Here is a 23004-nt window from a genome sequence, read left to right as displayed (position 1 = left end):
CTCCTAGTCCACCGGCTTTAAATACATTACAGACAGAGCCGGAAGATCAAAGCCGAAGTCACCGCATACGCCCTTGATACTCTTTACGGTGTCTTTAGTGTTTCCACCGTATTTATTCCAGTCCGTGTTCATGAGGACTTTCATGGAATTGCCCTCACCGTATCTGAAGTGATAATCCCTGTATGTATTTCCTGATAGGTTCATGACTACTACTATCTTATTTTCCTCAATAACTCTCTGGAATATATATACAACATCCTGCTCTTTGCCACAGAGTATCCAGTCAAACCCGTGAGGATCATCATCCCACCCTGACAGCGCAGGCTCTTTCAGATAGAGCTTATTCAAATCTTTTATAAATCTGTTAAATGAATCGTGGTTCGGGTATTTCAGTATATCCCAGTCCTGCTCACGCTTCTCATCCCACTCTCTTAGCTGGGCTATCTCGTTACCCATGAAGTTAAGCTTCTTGCCCGGATGCGCATACATGTAGGCGTAGAGCGCCTTTGCATTTGGGAATTTCTCTTCATATGATCCCGCCATCTTCTGGGCTATGGTTGCCTTGCCATGCACAACCTCGTCATGCGAGAGTGGCAGCATGTATCTCTCATTATAAAAATACATCATGGAGAATGTCAGCTTGTGATACTGGTCGCCTCTGCAAAACGGCAGAGTTCTGAAGAAATTCAATGTGTCATTCATCCAACCCATATCCCATTTGTAGTCAAATCCCAGTCCGCCGTATCCGACTTCCTTGGTGGTTCCCTTGTAGTCCGTGGAATCCTCGGCGCAGAGAATACATGACGGGTGTCTGTCCTTAAGTCCCTGGTTAAGCCCCTTTATAAACTCAACCGCCCTGTCATTTACACCTCTAGACTCGTCGCCCATCCAGTAGATTATCCTGCTGATGGCATCCATTCTTAGGCCATCAAAATGATACTCTGTGAGCCAGTAATTCGCCGCACTCTTTAAGAATGTCTGAACTTCTCCCTTGGAATGGATGAAATTCTTACTACCCCACTCGCTGTAGCCCACATCATCGGTCGGATGCTCATACAGATTGGTTCCGTCATACTTTGCAAGTCCATATCCATCCAGTGCAAAATGCACAGGCACATAGTCCATGATGGCACCTATGCCGTTCTTGTGAAGCGTGTCGATGAGGAACTTCAGGTCATCCGCCGTTCCGTATCTAGCCGTCGGACTGAAGAATCCGGTATTCTGGTAGCCCCATGACTCATCACATGGATGCTCCGAAAGCGGCATAAACTCCACATAATTGTAGCCCTGCTCTTTCAGATATTCCACAAGCATCGGTGCTATCTCTCTGTATGTATACCAGCCCTCAGCAACTCGGTCAGTCTCAATGACTTCTTCCGGTGTCAGCTGTTTTCCATTCTCATCATACACCGGCTTGCAGTGCCATGAGCCCATGTGCATCTCATACACATTGAGCGGACCACCCTTGCACTCATTCCGTGTCCTCATCCATCTTGCATCGCCAAATGTATACTCATCCATATCTCTTATTATAGATGCAAATGCCGGTCTCAGCTCCATGCCGAATCCATACGGATCACAGTGATCCACACAATATCCATCTCTCTGGTATATCTTATATTTATACATCTGTCCAGCCTTTGCCCCCGGCACAAAACACTTGAAAAAGCTGCCGTCGTAGCACCTCTTCATGGTGGTCTCTCCCCAGGAATTGAACTCACCTGTGACCGTCACCGACTCCGCATTCGGCGCATATGTCACAAAATCCACGCCTGTCACGGTCTTCCTCCTGCTCTTGCCCACATTCTCCTTCACAACGTGTGCGCCGAGCTCATTATAAGCATCAAAGCACCTTCCTGAATAAAACTCATACAAATCCATAACTTTTCCTCCATACAAGGTTAATATTCAAGTCTCATCACCCAAGCCCTCGCAGTCATTTCTTGACTGTAGTAAATTACCTTCAGTATACCGTTGCACATCCGCTATATGAATATTCGTTTTTTGATAAAAGTAAAATAATTTACTCCAGACAATTATTGACAATTAGATTTAATATGTATATACGTTTTTTTGACTATATCTTTCTTTTGTTGTATTCTATATTATAATGCATAGAGCATCATTAGGGCGCTTACAGCCATTTATAATCATTACCCGCGTACAGCTTTTGTATGATCAGAAAGGAGCTTTTATGGACAGAAGGATTCAGCGTACACGCAACAGCTTATTCAGCGCATTTATCGAACTGCGTGCCACCAAACCTGTGGAGAAGATCACAGTGAAGGAACTCACAGAAAAGGCCAATATCAGCAAGCAGACTTTCTATCTGCATTTTCAGGATATATATGATCTGTCGGAATACCTCGAAAATGATGCTCTTCTGTCCCTCATCGGTGACATTCCAAATCCAGAATATATGCTTACCAATCCTGCAGAAGCAAGCAGGCAGTTATGCAACGCATTTATCAACCAGGGACATTTGTTCTCCATACTCTTTCCTGATGACAATAGAAGCTACGGAGTCCTGACCAACAAGCTCGACGCCCTCATCAAGGAAAAGATATATGACGTCCGTCCCGAGTTCAGAGATGACCTTGCCAAGAATGTTGAGGTGTCAATGTTCGTACAAGGCTGTGCTTATACTTTCCTGAAATACAAAGATCAGGATGCCGCTATGGTCATAGATACCCTTGCTGGAATCATAGACAGGGCAACCAGAGCGTAAATAAATGGCATGTGAGCTTTTCAGACGACAAGCTCGCATGCCACATATTCATAATTCACTTTCTCTCTCCTGTTTATCTTAAGCTGATATCCTTTATCTATACCACCAGAATGACCTGTATCAGCATTTTCATCGGAATGTACCTCCAGCACAGCATATACAGTTTCGCCTCTGCCAGCAAGCGTCTCATATGGATACTCTGCAAGCAGCCTTCCTTTTCGCACCTTCTCGCCATCACCACATGTAAGTCTTATATCTACATAGCTCTGTGTCCTCTGCCATCCGGTGTCGATCTCTGATATCAGATATATCCTGACTACGTATCCTTCCTCAGATGTACACTCTATCTGACCTTCTCCGGCTTTACTATATCCAGCCTTGCAGTCAAACGGCGCTCTGATCTCTCCCCGTGTGGCTCGAATCGCACACAAGCCGACACTCCCGTCTCCCAGGTTCTGTAGGCAATGTATATCAGATACGCGCACAACATCACCTTCAACAGGCACATACACCTTCTTAAGCACTCTTTCATAATCGATCTCAGCCTCCTGTTCAATATTATCTTTCCTGTGTCCATCTATATATCTTCCAAGTTCTCGGCATATCCTTTCCACCTGATCCTCATAGAATACCTGCACCTGCCTGCCCTTTGCCAGTATTCCCAGAGCTCCTGTGGCTTTCAGTCTTCTCCTGTCCACCAGCGCCCCGTTGTTCACCGTAACTCTAAGTCTTGTATCACTGCTCCTCAGACTGTAAATATTTGCTGTTCCTCCCAAAGCTCCAGCAATGGCAATGGCTACAGCATCACCATCGATGTAGTTATCCTCCGATGAATACTCCCTGTCCTCCCGCTCATCCTGACTATCTTCCAGACTGCCTGAGGCATTTCCCCTGACGTATTTTCTTATCCATACGGTCAGACATACCGCAGCCGCCAAACAGACAATCACCAGCACCATTGCCACCATAAACTCATTTTCAATATTATTGATCCCAGCCAAAGCAAAAAGGACATCCATATCCGCATTCAAATTTCTCATAAGAATTCCTCCTGCAAATATAATGTCCTTCTCTTAATTTTAATATTCATTTATAACTTCCGCAAACCTGTTCACATCCGCCTCCGGCAGCCTGTATATCTTCTCTATCTTGTTCTTAGTCATCTCCAGAATCTGCCTGTCAAACTGTGCACCTTTTATGTACTCAATCGTCTTGTCCGGAAACACGAAATAGCTCTCCGCCAGGCCAAAGGCTACGCCGTCCTTTGCATAGTAGCCGCCATCCTGCATATGTTCAAATGCATAAAGGCATTTGTCGATATACTTGTCATTCACAAAGTAGCACTTCAACATGATAGCCACAAACCTGAGTCTGAAGTCATCGGACATATCCTGCCAGGTTCCTACTGTGATGCCTCCCTGTCCCTCTGGAATCTCTGCCTCCTCCTTCTTTCTCCACGCAGGATTCAGCTCGGAATCCCCCATATACTTCATGATGAATTCCCACACTATCTCCGGGTACATGGATGCCGCCACAAATGTACTGCAGAACGAGTCACACACCCACCAGTTGTCTATCTTGGGAACAAATTCATCGGCATATGCAAGTATCTCCTCCAGCTTGCCCTGTGCGAATCCAAGGACAAGCCCCTGAATGACCACATCCTCCAGCGTATCATCCGGCGCATGCTTCAGATACTCCTTCCAGTTTATGTCGGCTATCTGTCTGGCTATCTCCTTCAGGTCATCCAGCCTCACACCTATTATATTGCCACAGCCCGGAAGGTTCATGGCCAGATATTTGCCAAATTCCGGATCCATGTGCTCATACAGTTCAGACCTAACCAGTCTGTTCACATCCTCAAAAGAACTGCTCTCCATCTTCCTGATCTATCCTTTCTTCTTACAGCTAAATTTCTGCTCAATGGCTAATCTTATTCTTTTTATACTGTATTTACAGGCTTTCCATTGAGAAACGCCTCTATATTGCCACCCGCTATATTGAGAAGTCTCTCCCTGACCTCCTTCGGTGCCCAGGCGATATGTGGTGTTATGATCACATTCTTTGCCGTGAGAAGCGGATTGTCCGCCGCCATAGGCTCCTGTGCTATAACATCCACCGCGGCTCCAGCTATACGTTCCTCGTTCAGGGCATCTGCCAGATCCTTCTCCACTATGCAGCCGCCTCTGGCAGTGTTTATGATGAATGTAGTCTTCTTCATCCGGCCTATCGCACTCCTGTCTATCATTCCCTCCGTCTCAGGGAACAGAGGACAGTGTATGCTTATCACATCCGACTGTGCGAACAGTTCATCCCTCTCAGCCCAGCTTATCCAATCGCCATCCGGCAGGGCTTTCCTCGTCCGGCTGTTCACCAGCACCCCCATGCCAAATGCATGTGCGATCTCAGCCACCTTCATACCTATACTGCCATAGCCTATGATACCCATAGTCTTGCCCGCAAGCTCCATGGTCGGCATCACACTGTAGGAGAAATCCTTACTTCTCACCCAGCCACCGTCCTTCACTGACGCATCATGCGCCCCGACCCTGTTTGCCAGTTCCAGAAGCAGTGCAAATGTAAACTGCGCCACAGCATCCGTACTGTATGCCGGAACATTTGTAACCACTATGCCGTGCTCATGTGCCGCCTCCACATCGACCACATTGTAGCCGGTGGCAAGCACACCTATATATCTGAGGTTCGGACAGGCCTCGATCACAGCCCTGTCTATCACCGTCTTGTTCGTTGTTATGATCTCCGCATCGCCTATCCTTGAGACCACCTCTGACCTGTCGGTTCTGTCATACACCGTCAGCTCACCATACTTGCCAATACTGTCCCAGCTAATATCGCCGGAATTCGCCGCACATCCATCCAGAACAACTATCTTCATGTCCATCACCCTGCCTTATCGTATATTGTTGTTCTATATTTTACATCAACTGTCTGATTTTTTTAAAAAAATTATAATATTTTATTCAACTATACCATATTTTACACCATATACTTCACGGTAATTTTAACATTTAACACAAAAATGCACAAATATTTCTGTACGGATTGAATAATTTTATTGAAAAATACTGTCAAACACATTAAAATATAAGTAACGTGCATTGGTAACATATCAAAACGAATGGGAGGTTTGAAATGGACAAAGACACATTAACAAAAAAAGTATTGGAGGTTTTTTCTGATATTCTTCCAGACATAGATGCGGGCAAGCTGGACATGACTGCAGAACTCACCACCGAATATGGCGTGAATTCCGTTTCCATCATTCAGTTCATCGTCGGACTTGAGCAGGCTTTTAACATTGAATTTGATGATTCTGAGCTTGCACTTGGCCTCTACTATGACATGAACGATGTAGTCAAGGCTGTAGCAGCCAAGGTCAGCTAACATCACGTAATCTTAATATGAAATGGAGGTAATAAGCACATGAGCAAAAAGATTTTGCCAATAAGCTATCCAATGATAACATCCTGGCAGTGGCATGCCACACTTTTCTCGATCATAGGGGACGACGAGAAAGCCAAGAATTGGATATTCAGCAATTATATACAGTTAAGATGTTACAACATCGAAGAGATCTTCACAGGAGATGAGATGCTTCTTGCAGATATGATGCCGGGAAGCAGTTCACTTAAGGAATGCCCTTATCTTCTCTTCTCTCTCATGACAAAGGAGCAGGTAGAGAGCTACTGCGGAGATATTCTCACTTTCATCAAGAAGACCATCAATCTGGGCGGATATGTATACGGAGTATTTGACGAGGCTAAGATCCTCTGCGATTCCGGTGCCGACTACAAATTCCCACACGAGCTCTTCATCTACGGATATGACGACGAGGAGCAGCAGTTCTATGTTGGAGATTTCACATTTGGCGAGCATTATTCCTACTCAAAAGTATCATACTCAGATGTGAGAAACGGCTATGACACCATCACAGCCCAGGAGGATCATATTTTCAAGGACGACTACAAGGGACGCCGTGGAATATACGTGATCCAGAAGAATCTGGCTGATACATACTACGAACTCGACACACAGTATATCAAGGATACCATCATCGAGTACCTTGAGTCAAAGGATACCAAGAATCACTTCCGTATGATGAGGAATCGTTTTAAGGACACAGTATTTGGGGTTGATGTCTACGATGCGGTTCTGAAGCAGATCGGCAAGCAGCTTTCAGCAGAGGATCCAGACTTTGATATACGTGCTCTTCACATCCTGTATGACCACAAGGTTCTCATGATGGAGAGACTCAAGTACATGATGGATCACGGATATATCGAATTCAACGGTGATATCCTGAATGATTATATGGAGGTTGAGAACACCATGCTCACCGCCAGAAACCTTCTCATCAAGACTTCCATCACAGGCAAGGTTGACTGTATGGACAGATTTGAGAAGTACCTTATGGGTGCAAAAGAAAAAGAGATCGCAGTTCTGGGCAAAGTTGTTGAGCTTCTGTAATCTCATATCATTCTTTTCATGTTTTCCCTTTGCGGGGCAGTCCTATGGCTGCTCCGCATTTTTTTGCGATTTTACATTATTTTATAAATAATTTCTTCCAAATTATCATTTACTTCTATATACTGTTTAATAAATGGTTTTTCGGCAGTTCAGGAATACCTGGCATTGTCACATTGGAGGTTTTTATGAATATATGTGTATACGGCGCGTCAAGCAACGACATTGACAGATCTTATATAGAAGAAACAGAATATTTAGGAAGGGAAATCGCCAAAAGAGGCCACACTCTTGTGTACGGCGCTGGAGCAAATGGGCTCATGGGCGCAGTGGCAAGGGGTGTATACGAGGAAAATGGCACCATAATAGGCGTCACTCCTTCATTCTTTAATGTTGACGGAATACTGTTTGAGAATGTCTCCGAGCTGATAACCACTGAGACCATGAGAGAGCGCAAACAGATCATGGAAGATAAGGCAGACGCTTTCATCGTAACGCCCGGCGGAATTGGCACTCTCGAGGAATTCTTTGAGATCCTCACGCTCAAGCAGCTCGGACGCCACGGCAAAGCAATCGTAATTTTCAATCAGAACGGATTCTACGATCATCTTCTGTCCATGCTCAAAGAGACGTCGGACAAAGGCTTTATGACGCCTGCGACCAACGAGATATATACCGTCATGGATAATTCAGATGAGATCCTTGACTATCTTGAAAGCTACAAGACAGACATAGGTCGTGTATTCAAGTTCTGATAAGCTTCTTCACAGCTTCAATAGCCACACGTATGGCTTTATCGGTGTCGTGTACCTCAGGATTCGGGAGACCGGCTGCAGCCCTCTCCTGATTCGCCACCACAAGGAAGCACGCACCGACCCTGACCCGCAGGAACGCTCCAACTATGAACAATGCAGCAGATTCCATCTCAGAGGCCTTGCAGCCCATCTTCTTCCACGCTTCCCATTTGTTCATAAGCTCATATCCAACCGGCATGATTCCCGGCGAATGCTGTCCATAAAATGAGTCCTTGCTCTGAACCACACCTGTGTGTGCCGTCACTCCAAGTGCTCCTGCTGACTCTCTGAGCGCATTCACCACATCTATATCCGCAACCGCAGGGTACTCTATAGGCGCATACTCTCTTGACGTGCCCTCCATCCTGACAGCTCCCGTGGCGATCACCACGTCTCCGCCGACGATCTCAGTCTGCATACCGCCACAGGTTCCAACCCTGATAAAAGTGTGGGCACCGGCGTGCACCAGCTCCTGCATGGCTATGGCCGCCGACGGGCCGCCTATACCTGTGGACGTGACACTGACCTTCTCTCCATCCAGATAGCCTGTATACGTGACAAATTCCCTGCTGTCCGCCACCAGCTCCGCATCTTCGAGATACGCTGCTATCGCCTTACATCTCTTAGGATCCCCCGGCATGATAACATACTGGCCTATCATATCCTCATTTACCTTTATATGGTATTCCAACCCCTGATCCGCTTCGTATATCATAATCATCCCTCCTGACACTTGTCTCACAGCATAGGAAAAGCAGGCTTGCAGAAAATCTGCAGCCTGCTTTTCTAAGCTTTCTTATGTATCCTATAGAATTAGCACTTAAACTCATCAAGCTTTGCCTGAAGCTCTGGTGCAACTTCTCCATGAAATTTCACTGTAAGTGGCTTCTCAAGATTTAAACTGAACACACCTAAGATTGACTTTCCATCTACGACGTACTGAGCTGATGAAACGTCAACATCATTTGGAAACTGATTCAGGTATGCAACAAACTTCTTGATGTCATCCATAGTGTTAACTTTAGCTTTCATCTCTGTAATCTGCATTGGCTGCGCCCCCTAATATCTCTTAATATTTATAAGGACATTCTAACACTCCATCAACGAATGTGTCAATGCATACAGACCACGAATTAGCTATGAAAATTATTGTAATAAATACTCCTTATGCAGCCAGCATAAATGGCTGTAATGTATTTATAAACGACTCTGTCGCTCCGTTATAGAACTTTACTGTGAGTTCCTGATCAAGTCCAAGACTAAAAACTCCCAGTATTGATTTGCCATCTACAAGATAATTCCTGTTGGATGAATATACATCAACGTCTCCATCATATTTTCTCATTGTCTCTACAAACTGTCTTACCTGCTCTACTGAATTGAGCTTAACCCTGATATTTGTTGATTCCATGATAATTACCTCCATTCCTGTCCGTAATCAATGTTCAATTTATACTACTTTTTGGAATAATTTGCAAATTACAAAATTGTAACTTTGTAAACCAATTTGTGCAAATGGCTTGTTTTTATTAACCTAAAGCGCCTTTTCAGGTTATTTTTTAGTCATGTTGTATAAATTCAGGAATGTTTTTTTACAAATATACTGTCGGGTGGAGATCATGGTCTTATATATTTTCGTCTATTTTTAATTATTCTCAAATGGTATTTCTATTATGATATGCTTCTTGACTCGTCAATTCTCCCCAATTACAATAATACTTACATGCAAAGCCGTTTTCACGGCTCATTTTGACGAAAGGGCGGGCACAAAGCCCCATAAGAACATATATGAACCTACTTACAATAAAAGGATTTTCAAAAGCATACACTGACAAGATTCTGTTCGATGACGCAGACTTTTCAGTAAATTCAGGAGAAAAGATCGGTGTCATAGGCGTAAACGGCACTGGTAAATCAACACTCCTCAAGATCATAGCCGGCATAGACGAATGTGATTCAGGACAGTTGTCAAAGGGAAACAACGTGGTCATAAAATATCTTCCACAAACCCCCGACTTCGCAGAGAAGGTCAGCATATACGACTATGTCATCACTGCAAATGTCGACGAGGAGAACAAATGGAGCATAGAGGGTGATGCCAAGGCATTTCTTCACCGTCTCGGATTTGACGACACCAGCCTCATGGTGAGCACACTTTCAGGAGGTCAGCGAAAAAAGGTCGCTCTGGCTGCGGCACTGCTGTCAAGATGTGACATTCTTGTTCTGGACGAGCCCACCAACCACCTCGACAACGATATGACAGAATATCTGGAGGATTACCTTAACAACTACAAGGGCGCTCTGGTCATGGTCACCCACGACAGATACTTTCTTGACAAGGTGTGCAACCGCATAGTAGAGATCGACAAAGGCAAAACCTACAGCTACAATACCAACTACGAAGGCTATCTCATGCTGAAGGCAGAGCGTGAGAGCATCGCACTTGCCACTCACAACAAACATCAGAATATCCTGCGCAAGGAGATTGCATGGATGCAGAGAGGTGCTAGAGCCAGAAGCACAAAGCAGAAAGCCCATATCCAGAGATATGAGAAGCTTGCAAGTGAGGAGCTTATAAAGGAAACTCAGTCGGTTACCATGAGCTCAATCGCGAGCCGGCTGGGAAACAAAACAATAGAGCTCTCCCATATAGCCAAGACCTGGCCGGGCAGACCAAGTCCGGTCATAACGGACTTCTCATACAACTTCCTGAGGACTGACAGGATAGGTGTTGTTGGCCCAAACGGCTGTGGCAAGACAACGCTCATGAAGCTCATAACCGGTGTCACCAAGCCGGACAGCGGAACCATAGAGATCGGAGACACCGTAAGGATAGGATATTTCTCTCAGGAAAATGAAGCCTTGGATCCCAACATGAAGGTACTCGACTACGTCAAAGAAACCGCAGAGTATATCCAGACCACCGAAGGTCTCATGTCAGCATCCACCATGTGTGAGAGATTTTTATTTGACGGCACTCTGCAGCACCAGCGCATAGAGAAGCTCTCAGGAGGCGAGAAGCGAAGACTGTATTTGTTGAAGGTTCTCGTATCATCGCCAAATGTACTGATCCTTGACGAGCCAACCAACGATCTGGACATTTCCACACTGTGTATACTTGAGGACTATCTCGATTCCTTCCAGGGCATATTGATAGTCGTATCACACGACAGATATTTTCTGGACAGAGTCATAAGAAAGCTTCTGGTGTTTGACGGCTGCGGCGGAATCTCACAGTTTGAGGGCGGTTATACCGATTATTATCTGACCCACGGTTCATTTGCCAACAGCACATCGGCAGGGGCAAATACCCAGACAAAGCCGGAGCGTGTCAGCACAGCGGACAAGGAACCTGCCCAGAAAAAGAAAACGCAGAATCCATCCGTGAAGAAAAAGTTCTCCTTCAATGAGCAGAGGGAATATGACACCATAGAGGACACCATCGCCCAGAAAGAAGCTGAGATAGAGCAGACGGAGACCGATATCAACAACTCTGTGTCAGATTTCGTGAAGCTTAACGAACTCACGCAGAAAAAGGAACAGCTTGAATCAGAGCTGGATCAGCTTCTGGAGAGGTATGTGTATCTCACGGAGCTGGCGGAGTCATTTGAAAAGAACTGATCACATTGATCATTTGCCAGAAAAACGGGAGACGCGCTGCTGCACATCTCCCGTTTTTCTTCAATCGTCACATCTGATGTCTCACTATCCTGTATTCATCATCCAACTGAAAATACGGACAATTGTCGTAGCCTCTTGCCACAAATCTGGCAAAGTCATCCTCATCCATATTCACCAGGCACTCATAAAAATCATCTTCGTCATCGTACACATAGTGTGCACACATATCGCAACTGGAAGCCATGTGTTTCCTCCTTCCATCCGTTAACCATCAGGTTTTTACTATTATACACATATGCGAAGCAAAATCCAACCGCTTTAACCCATTTTCTCTGGCAATAATAACCATAATGTGTTATTATTGAAGGAAGTATATAAAGGGGCTTTGCATAAGCAAAAGAAGGAGTGTGTTCCAGTTATGAAGAAAAAATTTCTTGTACTGCTGCTTACGCTTACCATGATATTATCATTTTCTCCATATGTCGCAAAGGCGGCGGATACAGATGATACGGACAGCAGTAACAAAACCGATACCATAGATGGCAGAACTTATTTCTATGACCAGTTTGACAACAGTGCGTACAGAACCGTCTACAAACAGATCAACGATGCAGCTCAGAAATTCAACGAGTCGACATCCAATGCTTCTTATCAGGACGGCGGATATTACACAGCATTTACATTGTCAGTCAGCAACAAAGACTGGGAAGTTATCGGAAACGATGGAATGGATCAGATCGTCAACGCTGTACTCGCCGATCATCCTGAGTATTTCTGGATGTCCGACAGCTATCAGTGCAAGCAGGAATCCTCGGGAGAACTCAGATATACAGCTCTCACCATCGAGTGCTATTCACTGTATGCCAACGGAGATACACGTTCCATATACAAGAACAACTTTGACCTGACCGTCAAGAATTATGCAGCTTCTCTGGATGAGAGCGCAAAGGATTACGAGAAGGTATATCTTATACATAATTCGATCATCAACAAAGTTTATTATGCCTCAGATGCAACATCTAAGAGCAAGGACAACATATACGCATACACCGCAGACGGCGTGTTCAACTCCAAGTATCAGTCGGCAGTCACCTACGGATACGCAAAGGCTTTCAAGGCCATTATGGATTACGTCGGTGTGCCATGTCTGTACATTGAGGGACAGAATTCAGATCTTCTGGACGACTCGATGGACACACAGAAGCAGCTCAAAGAAGAGAGTTACATCAACAACTGTGCATGGAATGCCGTTTATCTCGGCGGAGAGTGGTATCTCATCAATCTCGGTCTGGACGATCCTATAACCACAACAGGTAAGGAGGCATTGTCATATACATACTTCAATGTAACCGACGAACAGGCAAGCAACCTTACAGCCATCACATCAAGACTTCCGGGTATACCAAAGTGTACCGGAACAAAGTACTGCCTCTCAAAGGTTCAGGCAGATCTTGAAGCGGATGGACTGTGGGAGAAGTCAAGCTACAACATAATCGACAAGATACTGGACAAATACGGTTTATCCGTAGTCCTCATAAGCATAGGTCTTATCCTGCTTCTGGTGGTAATGTTCATCAAGAACATACACAAGAGCAGATCGAAGAAGAAAAAGGAAAAGGTTAAAAAGACCAAAACAACAGTGGTTGACAACTCAGAGCTGGATGCAGAGCTGAGAAAGCCGCCTATCTCATAAAATACTAAAATCAAAAAGCTCAATGCTTTCGGATTTCATCCCCGTCAGCATTGAGCTTTTTTCTGTCATTTTTCAAGATATTTTATTTCGTTCACACCCTACTCATCAAAGTTACTCTTGAGTACATTTACGGTGATCTGTCTGGACGCCTTGTTGCCTGCCCAGTCCTCCGATGTGAGAGTCACTGTTACGGTTCTCTCCTTGCTTGTGTCCACATCCTGAGACGCTTTAAGCGAATCCTGCACATCTGGATCCTCATCTGTGACATTGTAATAATCACTCCAGTTTATATCCGTTCCCATAGAAACGTCTATCTCGTCTGGGCCGTCTATGTATGGATTTACCTCGTCAACAACATTTATCACAGCCTTTTTTGTCTTGCTTAACTTTCCACGTCTGATCTTATATTTGATGGTGTACTTACCAAGCTTATCCGGTGCAAATTCTGAGTTGTCATATTCCAGCCTGGCATCATTGCTGTCCGGCTCAATATAGTTTGTTATATCAAATATATCACCCATATTATAATCCGTCTGGATCTGCTTGACCCTGAGCATGCTGGATCTCATGATCATCGTGATCACAAGTGCAAGCACTATTCCAACCACCAGAGCCGCCACGACCATCATTTTCGTATTCAGCTCATATCGCTTCTTTTTATTTCTGCTCTGCGCGGATTTTTTACCGGAACCTGTTGACGATCTGCTATTCGCCGGTCTCCTGGTCTTGCTTCCTGAAGACACGGACTTCACCGACTTTTCAAGTGGACGTCCCGTACTTGTGCGCCTTTTGTCCTGCGCAGTTGCACTTTTCGGACGACTCGCCGATGATAAGTGGCTGCCCGATGCCGGACGATTTCCCGACACAGGACGGCTGCCTGATGCTGACCGACTGCCTGACGCTACTCCCTTGCCCGGCTGTGTCTTTTTCACACTGCTCGTTGTTGCACGGCTCACAGTTCCCTTATGAGCTCCTGCGCTCCCTTTATTCTGCCCCATATCCTGTCTGTCTGCCAATTTATATTACCTCCTAAAACATTTGTCTTAACTTTATTCTCAGTACATTATACATAATATTTTACACCCATACAATCATTTCGGATTGCAATAGTTGTAAATAAGTGAGATAATTCAATGAAGACTTACCTGAAAGGAGTATTATATATGTCAATCAATAATCTTAGTTCATTTACGAAGGAGCGTCTTGGTCTCTGTATTGAGAACGATACCATAGATAACAACCTCTACGAGGAATACGGCGTAAAGCGTGGACTTCGCGATCTGAATGGAATAGGAATAAATGCCGGCATCACCAACATTTCACTAAGCCGGGCGTATACAATGGAGGACGGAAAGCATACTCCTACTGACGGTGAATTATATTATAGAGGTTACGAGATCCGCCAGTTGATAGACGGATTTACAAAGGAAGGACGATTCGGTTTCGAGGAGTGTACATATCTGTTACTGTTTGGAAAGCTTCCGGACGAGAATGAGCTTGCCAAGTTCAAACAGGTCCTCAACCTTGCATACGACCTTCCACACAACTTTATACAAGATGTCATAATGAAGAACCCTACCAAGGATATCATTTCAAATATGACCAAGAGTATCCTTGCCCTCGGATCATACGATAAGTCTGAGACGGATATATCTCTGGACAACGTTCTTCAGCAGTGTCTTATGATAATAAGTGTATTCCCAAGACTCGCTGTATATTCTTTCCAGGGATACAGACATTATGAGCTTGGCAAGAGCTGTTATATACACAAGCCGGATCCTGAGCTTTCATTTGCAGAGAATATCCTGAGCATGCTCCGTTCAGACAGAAAGTACACACAGCTTGAGGCAAAGGTTCTCGATCTTGCCCTTGTTCTCCACATGGAACACGGAGGCGGAAGCAACTCTACGTTTACAACACGTGTTGTCACATCATCCGGCTCAGATACATACGCCACAGTCGCAGCAGCACTCTGCTCACTCAAGGGACCGCTCAACGGCGGTGGAGACCTCAAGGTCATGGAGATGATGAAGAACATACACTGCAATGTCGAGGATGTTACGGACGAGGAGCAGATCCGTGAGTACATCAGGAAGATCGTGCGCGGCGAAGCATTTGACAAATCGGGCGTGGTATACGGAATGGGCCAGCCTGTATACTCTCTGTCAGATCCAAGAGCTGTCATTATCAAGGAGTATGTAGAAAAGCTCGCCGAGGAGAAGCACGAGAAGGACGAATTCAAATTATACGAGCTCATAGAGCGCATCGCACCTGAGGTCATTGCCGAGGAGCGCAAGATCTACAAGGGTGTGTGCATCAACATAGATTACTATTGCGGATTGTTATACAAGATGCTCAAGATCCCTTACGCCCTCTACACACCACTATTTGCCATTGGCCGAGTGGTTGGATGGAGTGCGCATCGTATGGAGGAGCTGATCAACAGCTACAAGATAATGCGTCCGGCTTATCCAAGTCTTGTAGAGCCTAAGGACTATGTACCTATCAAAGACAGGTAATATGCCATGAACAATTCTGATAAATTCGAATATTCTGTCGTCAGGAGCAGGCGCAAATCTATCTGTATCGAGATAGACAGAGACCTCAACATAAAGGTTCGTGCGCCCCTCAGAATGACCGACAGTCAGATCCAAAGCTTTGTGGATTCCAGACAAAACTGGATCCGTAGCCATCTGGAAATCATGCAGAAAAGAATTTCCAATATGTCAGACGAAAAAAATCCAAGCACTGCCCTGACAGATGCCGATATAAAGGCACTGTCAGAACAGGCTCGGATATATATTCCTTCACGTGTAGAACATTTTGCTCAGATAATAGACGTGACTTACGGAAGGATCACCATCAGGCATCAGAAGACCCGCTGGGGAAGCTGCAGCTCCTCCGGTAACCTGAATTTCAACTGTGCACTGATGAACACCACTCCCGAAATCATAGACTACGTGGTAGTCCACGAGCTGTGTCACAGAAAGCAGATGAACCACTCCGCACTTTTCTGGGCCGAGGTAGAAAAAGTACTCCCAAACTACAAGGAGCTCCGTTCCGCCCTCAAAAATTACAGGTGTTAAAGCCTCTACCACTCCATAACCACAGCGCCGTATGTGAGCCCTGCGCCGAATGCCGACATGGCGATCTTGTCGCCGCGCTTCAGGCCGTGCTCCCTCACGAGCTGGTCGAGAAGTACAGGTACACTCGCCGCAGACATATTTCCTGTGTAGTCGAGAGTCGTAGGGAACTTCTCAAGCGGTGCCTTAAGTCTCTTGGCAACAGATTCAATAATTCTTACATTTGCCTGGTGGAGTACGAAGTAATCCACATCGTCAACGGTCATTCCAGCCTTGTCAAGAGCCTCCTGGAGGCACTTAGGACACTGTCTCACCGCAAACTTGTACACCTCCTGTCCATCCATATACAGATAGTCATGATTGATCTCATCTTTTACAAATATATTGTTGGTCTTTCTGCTCTCGCAGTTGAGCACCATACCCTTCTTGCCGATTGAACCCTGGACAATGCTTATGATTCCCTTGTCAGACTCCTCTATATAAGCGGCACCTGCGCCATCTCCAAACAATACGCATGTACCTCTGTCATTCCAGTCAAGTATCTTTGACAGCGTCTCCGAACCTATTACAAGAGCATTCTTCACAAACCCTGTCTCTATATACATCTTTGCAACATTGAGGGCAAATACAAAGCCCGAGCATGCCGCATTCACATCAAACGCAATCGCCTTATCCGCACCTATAGCCGCCTGAACCTGACACGCCCCGCTTGGTGTGTAATAATCCGGAGTGACTGTGGCAAGCACTATAAGCTCCACATTCTCTGCGGACTTCCCTGCCATCTCAAGTGCCCTCTCAGCAGCCTCAACAGCCATGCTCGTCGTCGTCTCCTTAACAGCTATTCTTCTGTTCTTTATACCTGTTCTTGAAGATATCCACTCATCAGATGTATCAACATACTTTGCAAGCTCATCATTTGATACCTCTTTCTCCGCAAGGTAGCTTCCTGTTCCTAATATTCTGATTGCCATTATATATTTTCTCCCTTTTATCCGTTATTCTCTTTATTCTTCCTTGTCTCCAAGCAGCTCAGTCACATACTCGCCCCATTTTGTGAATTTCTTATATCCCTTAGTAAACATGGATGGCTCCACCGTATCGTCATATCCAACTGCAATCCATCCTATATCATGCTTTTCCAGATATCTGGTAAATTTTATTCCAAATACATTTCTGGTGCCCTTCAGCTTCTCATTCTTGACCTCGACATCATCGTCTGCATATCCCCACTCTGTCACTATAAGAGGATAACTTGTCACATAGCCCGACAGGAACTTCTGCCAGAACACCTTGTCCGGGTAAACATGAACAGAGAACGCAGTATTGTCATTCTTCACGCCGAGCTCGTCAAGCCATCCGAGATCATAACAGTAATCCGGACTTCCAACGATTATAAGCTGCTTTGCGCCGGCATCCCTTATAACTCCTATAAGGCTCTCCGCGCATCTCTTCCACTCTGAATCACTCATGCCAACCGGCTCATTGTATATCTCAAATATAACATTTGGAGTGTTCTTGAAATAATCCGCAATGTTCTTCCAAAATTCAGCAGAATAATCCAGCGGATTCTCGTCGAGATCCGGCATCTCATCCCCGGAACCATCTATCGGGTTACCTGTATAATCCCAGTCGAGAATAACATAGTTATCGTTCTCTCCGGCCCAGGTAACTATGCGGTCAAGATATCTCCACATATAGTAATCGTCATTCTTGTACTCCACAGGGCTTATTGGCACCCTTATGGCATTACCACCCTTGGCAAATACATCCTTGTAGAAATCCTCATTAAACTTCTTCTCCTCATACAGACTGCGCGACTCTGGAACCATCACACCCTTGAGAACAACCTGTTCTCCGTCTGCATTCAGGATCTGAGTCCCCTTCGCTGTAAGCATGGTAGGATATTTGTCTGTATCACCGATAAATTCTGCACGTGTTCCCACAGGTGTCAGCAGATCCTGCTCCTTGCCCCGCAGGTACATCACGTACCATATGATTGCTGCCGCAATGATGGCGGCCAGGATAACTATCAAAGTAACCTTTATCTGTTTCTTCATAAACGCTCCTCCAATTCAAGCTGTATCTTCAGCCATATACATAAAGTTTACCAAAAAAACACCATCACTTCAACATATGCATGAATAAAAGGCATTCCCCGTGAGATAAATTTCTCACTTGAGAAATGCCTTTCATCTATAGTATATCTGTGATCTACAGATTTCTGAATCTGTCGTATCTGTCCTGTGCGATCTCCTCAGGAGTCTTGTCTGAATACTTCTTGAGGAATTCCTTAATGTTCATCTTAAGGTACTTGCCTATATATGGAACTGACTGCTCATCTGCTCCGCCGTACTCAGGTACGACCTGCTCGATAACGTTCAGTCTCTTGAGATCCTGCGCTGTAATCTGCATAACTTCTGCAGCCTCCTCAGCTCTGTTGCTGTCCTTCCAGAGGATAGACGCATATCCCTCAGGTGAAAGGATTGAGTATGTCGCATTCTCAAGCATCCATACCTCATTGCCGACTGCAAGGGCAAGTGCTCCACCGCTTCCGCCTTCTCCGATAAGGATACAGAGTACAGGAACCTTGAGTGATGACATCTCATAGAGATTTCTCGCTATGGCTTCACCCATTCCTCGCTCCTCAGCCTCAAGTCCACAGAACGCACCCGGTGTATTTACAAATGTAATGATAGGTCTGCCGAACTTCTCAGCCTGCTTCATCAGACGAAGAGCCTTTCTGTAGCCATCAGGAAGAGGCATACCAAAGTTTCTCTCCATGCACTCTGCCATGGAAGCTCCCTTGACCTGTGATATAACTGTTACAGGCTGTCCATCTATATGACCGATACCACCCACAATGGCTCTGTCATCATTCATGGTTCTGTCTCCGTGGATCTCACGGAAATCATCGCATATATACTTCACATAGTCGAAACCTGAAGGTCTGCTCATCTGACGAGCACCTCTGAGCTTCTCCCACGGAGTCTTAGGCTCGTCATCCTTGAGTCTCTCCTTGAGGATCTCGCTTATGTCAAATTTCTCATCTTCAACAGCACTGTCAAAGTTAGCATAGCCCTGTCTCTGCTTATGTGTGACGATGAGATCATACATTGTGTCCTTCATCTTGTCTCTTGTGATTATGCCATCTATGATACCATGCTCAACAAGGAACTCTGATCTCTGGAAGCCCTCTGGAAGCTCCTGACCAATAGTCTGCTTGATAACTCGTGGTCCTGCAAATCCTACGAGCGCACCTGGCTCTCCAAGGATAATATCTCCAAGCATTGCAAAGCTGGCTGTAACACCACCTGTTGTAGGATCTGTAAGAATAGATACATACAGAAGTCCTGCATCAGAATGTTTCTTGAATGCAGCGGATGTCTTGGCCATCTGCATCAGAGAAATGATTCCCTCCTGCATACGTGCACCGCCTGAACAGCAGAACATGAATACCGGAAGCTTCTCCTTTGTAGCCTTCTCGACAGCTCTGGCAATCTTCTCACCCACAACATATCCCATGCTGCTCATGAGGAATCTTGCATCACATACACCAACTACAGCAGGCTCACCATTGATGGTTGCCTTTCCTATAGTAACAGCCTCCTTGAGGTTTGTCTTGGCCTGTGCAGCCGCAACCTTGTCCTCATAGCCCTCTGTTCCAAGAGGATTTGAGCTTGGCATATCCTCAAACCATGGCTCAAATGACTTTGGATCTGTGACCATTCTTATTCTGTTCTTGGTCTTAACTCTGAAGTAAGAACCGCACTCATAACAAATGTACTTTGCGTTCTTCACTCTTTCCTTCTCAACTTCTCTTCCGCACTTAGGGCACTTTACAAGCTCCACCTTTGGTGCTTCCTGAATTCCCTCAGCAGCCTTTGCCTCCTCTGCAGCCTTTGCTGCAATTATCTCGGCATCCTTTGCCTTTTTTTTGATAAATAACATGATATTTACTGCTCCTTATACTTCTGTAAGACGATACATGCATTGTGTCCGCCAAATCCAAGTGAGTTGCTGATCGCAACATCAACGTCCATCTCGCATGGCTCCTTACAATAATCCAGATCAAGCTCCTCCTCGCTCTCCACAAGGCCTCTTGTTCTGTGGATATAACCTTCCTCTATACTCTTGACACAGGCAATACACTCGATGGCTCCTGCTGCACCGAGAAGATGTCCTGTCATAGACTTTGTTGAATTGATCTTGATGTCCTTTGCGTGATCGCCAAATGCCTTCTTGATAGCACGTGTCTCAACAAGATCGTTCAGATGTGTGCTTGTACCATGAGCATTGATGTACTGAACCGCATCAAGTGGAAGTCCTGCATCCTTAACCGCATTGGTCATGGCAACTGCTGGTCCCTCACCTGACTCCTCAGGTGCTGTGATGTGGTGTGCATCACTTGAACATCCGTAACCTGAAAGCTCTGCGTAGATCTTTGCTCCTCTTGCCTTTGCGTGCTCAAGCTCCTCAAGAATAACAATACCTGCACCCTCGCCGAGAACGAATCCGCTTCTGTCCTTATCAAATGGAATAGAACATCTGTCTGGATCTGTTGATGATGTAAGTGCTGTAAGTGAATCAAATGTTGATATACCGATAGGTGAAACTGCTGCCTCACATCCGCCGGCTACCATGACATCAGCATCTCCGTACTGGATAGTTCTGAATGCCTCACCGATACTGTTTGTTCCTGAAGCACATGCTGTTACAACATCTATACTCTTGCCCTTGAGACCAAACTGGATCGCAACGTTACCTGCTGCGATGTTGCTGATCATCATAGGAACTACGAATGGACTTACACGAAGTGGTCCCTTTGTAAGTATGGTTCCATATGCGTTCTCAAGCTCCTGAAGTGAACCAACACCTGAACCAATACATGTACCAACTCTGTAAGCATCTTCCTTTGTCATATCAAGTCCTGAATCTGCCATAGCCTCCTGGGTTGCCTTCACAGCAAACTGTGTGAATCTAGCCATACGTCTTGCAGACTTTGGATCAATGTAGTCCTTTGCTACAAAGTTCTTAACCTCGCCGACAAGCTTGCACTTGTATGCTGAAGCGTCAAACTGTGTAATAGGTCCGAAGCCATGCTTTCCTTCCTTAAGTGAATCCCAATACTCGTCAACTGTATTGCCGACTGGAGTTATGGCTCCTATGCCTGTTATTACTACTCTCTTCTTCATACTTATCTCCTTGCATTACTTATTCTGCTTTTTATACATATTTAACCATTCAATTATACTCCAACTGTCAAATGTTTGGAAGTAATTGTGTCCATGTTTTTCTATAAAATTTCGATAAACATTCGCATTTATACATATCTCTTACAGTTTTTCCTTTATCTTTCTGAATATAAACTTCTTGCTTATATAATAATTGAGGAATATCACCAGCACTGATGTGAACGTCTTTATGCCCATCGCCCACAGGTGAAGCCTGTCAACCAGTATATAGATCAGGCCCTCCTCCACCGCCAGTGTGAACACCCTGCTCACGTAGAATGACACCAGTTCTTTTATGAACTCCCACGCAGTCTCTGCGACAGTGTGGAACACCGATTTTCTATTTGTTATGAATGACACAAAATTGTACAGTATCCATGCCAGGAAGTTGGCCCTGACAGGTTCTATCCCGCATTTGTACATAAATATCCAGGCGGAGCCAAGATTTACCGCTCCCACGACAATTCCCCACAGTATATATATGTATATCTCCCTGGGTATCTTCTTCAGCACTTTATCTACAAACATGTAACTCCCTTATAACATCCGCCTCTTCCGGAAACTCCCGCTCTATCCGCTCGCAGAGACGTCCGTTAAACTCAACCCTTTTCCCATAGTTAAACTTCAGAATATTCTTATATCCCCACAAATGTGTGAACACATCCTGTCTCTCTATATCCGCCGCCTCAGGGAAAAATGAAGCAATGATCTTTCCCTTTCTCGCAGCACACATCGCAAGCAGTCTCTGCTCCGCAAATACCATGTGGCACAGATTTTCCTCAGTCTCCCTACAATTCTCCATAAATTGTATGGAGCTGTCCACATAATAGTTCTTAAATTGCTCCTTAGCCATATATAGCATACAGGTATTTACCGGCGGAACATCCCAGCTCCACAGGGGATCAAAGCTGTACGAACTGTCCATATTGAAGAAGTCCCTGCCGGGATATACATCCGGATATATTCCTTCTCTGTGTATTGCACAAATATCCGTCCCCGCTATGTATTCCCCTATATTCTTCCACACTATAAGGTCCAGATCCACCATGACCGCCGGCATATGCGCCGCCTTAAGCGCATACAGCTTGCCCGCAGCCCAGAACACTCCCGGGGATATGCTGTCAGGAACCTGTATCTCTTTTATGCCGCCATTCCATATATGCGACAATCCCTGTCCCTCAACATAATCAATGGCCCTTGCATCACCGTAAAGTGTGATAGGGCCATTCATTTTTCTCCACATAAGAGCAGACAGGATCATGGTCAAAAGCTCATAATCCTGCATGCTGTAAGTGTCATCTTTACTTTTCTCAAAATAAGGAGCAGTCCACAATGTGTGGAATCCCTCTATATCCTTCATATATCCTCC

Annotated in this window: 23 protein-coding genes; 8 read left to right on the top strand and 15 right to left on the bottom strand. The window is 45.2% G+C overall.

Annotated features, from left to right (window positions below; all coding sequences use genetic code 11):
* Positions 1–3: 3 nt before the first annotated feature.
* Complete coding sequence (glgB, locus tag DWX57_RS07305; protein WP_118758402.1) at positions 4–1881, bottom strand: 1,4-alpha-glucan branching protein GlgB; 1878 nt, start codon at positions 1879–1881, stop codon at positions 4–6.
* A gap of 313 nt (positions 1882–2194) precedes the next feature.
* On the opposite strand from glgB, the gene DWX57_RS07300 reads away from it, so the two are divergent.
* Complete coding sequence (locus DWX57_RS07300) at positions 2195–2728, top strand: TetR/AcrR family transcriptional regulator (protein ID WP_022215975.1); 534 nt, start codon at positions 2195–2197, stop codon at positions 2726–2728.
* Between the two features lie 20 nt (positions 2729–2748).
* Here the strand turns inward: DWX57_RS07300 and DWX57_RS07295 are convergent, their stop codons facing one another.
* The 3 genes from DWX57_RS07295 to DWX57_RS07285 all read right to left on the bottom strand — a co-directional run bounded on the left by DWX57_RS07295 (position 2749) and on the right by DWX57_RS07285 (position 5624).
* Positions 2749–3768: a PTS transporter subunit EIIB gene (locus tag DWX57_RS07295; RefSeq protein WP_117550067.1), complete on the bottom strand. Its 1020-nt coding sequence runs from the start codon at positions 3766–3768 to the stop codon at positions 2749–2751.
* A 39-nt stretch (positions 3769–3807) separates the two neighbouring features.
* Complete coding sequence (locus tag DWX57_RS07290) at positions 3808–4608, bottom strand: DNA alkylation repair protein (RefSeq protein ID WP_120123371.1); 801 nt, start codon at positions 4606–4608, stop codon at positions 3808–3810.
* 62 nt (positions 4609–4670) lie between these two features.
* Entirely contained in the window at positions 4671–5624 is a 954-nt protein-coding gene (locus DWX57_RS07285; RefSeq protein WP_120123369.1) for a D-2-hydroxyacid dehydrogenase, read from the bottom strand.
* A 257-nt stretch (positions 5625–5881) separates the two neighbouring features.
* On the opposite strand from DWX57_RS07285, the gene DWX57_RS07280 reads away from it, so the two are divergent.
* The 3 genes from DWX57_RS07280 (at position 5882) to DWX57_RS07270 (ending at position 7968) form a co-directional block, all read left to right on the top strand.
* Positions 5882–6133 carry an acyl carrier protein gene (locus tag DWX57_RS07280; protein WP_015534536.1) on the top strand — a complete coding sequence of 84 codons (252 nt, stop codon included), beginning with the start codon at positions 5882–5884 and terminating at the stop codon, positions 6131–6133.
* A 39-nt stretch (positions 6134–6172) separates the two neighbouring features.
* Entirely contained in the window at positions 6173–7216 is a 1044-nt protein-coding gene (locus tag DWX57_RS07275; RefSeq protein WP_015534535.1) for a hypothetical protein, read from the top strand.
* A gap of 185 nt (positions 7217–7401) precedes the next feature.
* Positions 7402–7968 (top strand): TIGR00730 family Rossman fold protein, encoded by a 567-nt coding sequence (locus DWX57_RS07270; RefSeq protein WP_015534534.1) that lies wholly within the window; start codon positions 7402–7404, stop codon positions 7966–7968.
* On the opposite strand, the gene udp is transcribed toward DWX57_RS07270, so the two are convergent.
* From udp to DWX57_RS07255, 3 genes are all read right to left on the bottom strand, one after another.
* Positions 7958–8725: a uridine phosphorylase gene (gene udp, locus DWX57_RS07265; RefSeq protein WP_420314941.1), complete on the bottom strand. Its 768-nt coding sequence runs from the start codon at positions 8723–8725 to the stop codon at positions 7958–7960. The two genes, DWX57_RS07270 and udp, sit on opposite strands and share 11 nt — an antisense overlap.
* A 95-nt stretch (positions 8726–8820) precedes the next feature.
* Positions 8821–9054, bottom strand: coding sequence for an HPr family phosphocarrier protein (locus DWX57_RS07260; protein WP_015534532.1), 234 nt, complete (start codon positions 9052–9054; stop codon positions 8821–8823).
* Between the two features lie 118 nt (positions 9055–9172).
* Entirely contained in the window at positions 9173–9418 is a 246-nt protein-coding gene (locus DWX57_RS07255; protein WP_015534531.1) for an HPr family phosphocarrier protein, read from the bottom strand.
* A 377-nt stretch (positions 9419–9795) separates the two neighbouring features.
* Here DWX57_RS07255 and DWX57_RS07250 point away from each other — a divergent pair, with 377 nt between their 5' ends.
* Positions 9796–11628 carry an ABC-F family ATP-binding cassette domain-containing protein gene (locus tag DWX57_RS07250; protein ID WP_120123367.1) on the top strand — a complete coding sequence of 611 codons (1833 nt, stop codon included), beginning with the start codon at positions 9796–9798 and terminating at the stop codon, positions 11626–11628.
* Positions 11629–11695: 67 nt separating this feature from the next.
* Here DWX57_RS07250 and DWX57_RS14105 read toward each other — a convergent pair whose 3' ends face one another.
* The gene (locus DWX57_RS14105; RefSeq protein WP_165852774.1) at positions 11696–11872 is read right to left on the bottom strand and encodes a DUF6472 family protein; all 177 of its coding nucleotides are present in this window, start codon (positions 11870–11872) and stop codon (positions 11696–11698) included.
* 174 nt (positions 11873–12046) lie between these two features.
* Here DWX57_RS14105 and DWX57_RS07245 point away from each other — a divergent pair, with 174 nt between their 5' ends.
* Positions 12047–13321, top strand: a complete 1275-nt coding sequence (locus DWX57_RS07245; protein ID WP_055147356.1) for a transglutaminase domain-containing protein — start codon at positions 12047–12049, stop codon at positions 13319–13321.
* Between the two features lie 98 nt (positions 13322–13419).
* Here DWX57_RS07245 and DWX57_RS07240 read toward each other — a convergent pair whose 3' ends face one another.
* Complete coding sequence (locus DWX57_RS07240) at positions 13420–14337, bottom strand: hypothetical protein (protein ID WP_055147354.1); 918 nt, start codon at positions 14335–14337, stop codon at positions 13420–13422.
* Between the two features lie 147 nt (positions 14338–14484).
* Here DWX57_RS07240 and DWX57_RS07235 point away from each other — a divergent pair, with 147 nt between their 5' ends.
* Entirely contained in the window at positions 14485–15840 is a 1356-nt protein-coding gene (locus tag DWX57_RS07235; protein WP_055147352.1) for a citrate synthase, read from the top strand.
* Positions 15841–15846: 6 nt separating this feature from the next.
* On the top strand, positions 15847–16407 hold the full coding sequence (locus DWX57_RS07230) for a M48 family metallopeptidase (protein WP_055147349.1): 561 nt from the start codon (positions 15847–15849) through the stop codon (positions 16405–16407).
* A gap of 5 nt (positions 16408–16412) precedes the next feature.
* Here DWX57_RS07230 and DWX57_RS07225 read toward each other — a convergent pair whose 3' ends face one another.
* The 6 genes from DWX57_RS07225 to DWX57_RS07200 all read right to left on the bottom strand — a co-directional run bounded on the left by DWX57_RS07225 (position 16413) and on the right by DWX57_RS07200 (position 22995).
* Positions 16413–17375 (bottom strand): beta-ketoacyl-ACP synthase III, encoded by a 963-nt coding sequence (locus DWX57_RS07225; RefSeq protein ID WP_118649563.1) that lies wholly within the window; start codon positions 17373–17375, stop codon positions 16413–16415.
* Positions 17376–17408: 33 nt separating this feature from the next.
* A complete protein-coding gene (locus DWX57_RS07220) occupies positions 17409–18461 on the bottom strand; it encodes a glycoside hydrolase family 5 protein (protein WP_120123365.1) in 1053 nt (350 codons plus the stop codon).
* 154 nt (positions 18462–18615) lie between these two features.
* Positions 18616–20352 carry an acetyl-CoA carboxylase carboxyltransferase subunit alpha gene (locus tag DWX57_RS07215; RefSeq protein WP_207666511.1) on the bottom strand — a complete coding sequence of 579 codons (1737 nt, stop codon included), beginning with the start codon at positions 20350–20352 and terminating at the stop codon, positions 18616–18618.
* Positions 20353–20357: 5 nt separating this feature from the next.
* Positions 20358–21596: a beta-ketoacyl-ACP synthase II gene (fabF, locus tag DWX57_RS07210; RefSeq protein ID WP_117550046.1), complete on the bottom strand. Its 1239-nt coding sequence runs from the start codon at positions 21594–21596 to the stop codon at positions 20358–20360.
* 141 nt (positions 21597–21737) lie between these two features.
* The gene (locus DWX57_RS07205) at positions 21738–22163 is read right to left on the bottom strand and encodes a GtrA family protein (protein WP_120123362.1); all 426 of its coding nucleotides are present in this window, start codon (positions 22161–22163) and stop codon (positions 21738–21740) included.
* The gene (locus tag DWX57_RS07200) at positions 22150–22995 is read right to left on the bottom strand and encodes a DUF6734 family protein (RefSeq protein WP_117874380.1); all 846 of its coding nucleotides are present in this window, start codon (positions 22993–22995) and stop codon (positions 22150–22152) included. Before DWX57_RS07200 ends, DWX57_RS07205 begins: the two co-directional genes overlap by 14 nt.
* Positions 22996–23004: the final 9 nt, after the last annotated feature.

This window comes from Coprococcus sp. AF19-8AC (assembly GCF_003603115.1).
Lineage (GTDB): Bacteria > Bacillota > Clostridia > Lachnospirales > Lachnospiraceae > Coprococcus > Coprococcus aceti.
The sequence above is the reverse complement of the archived record's forward strand: the minus strand, read 5'-3'. Positions and strand labels throughout refer to the sequence as shown.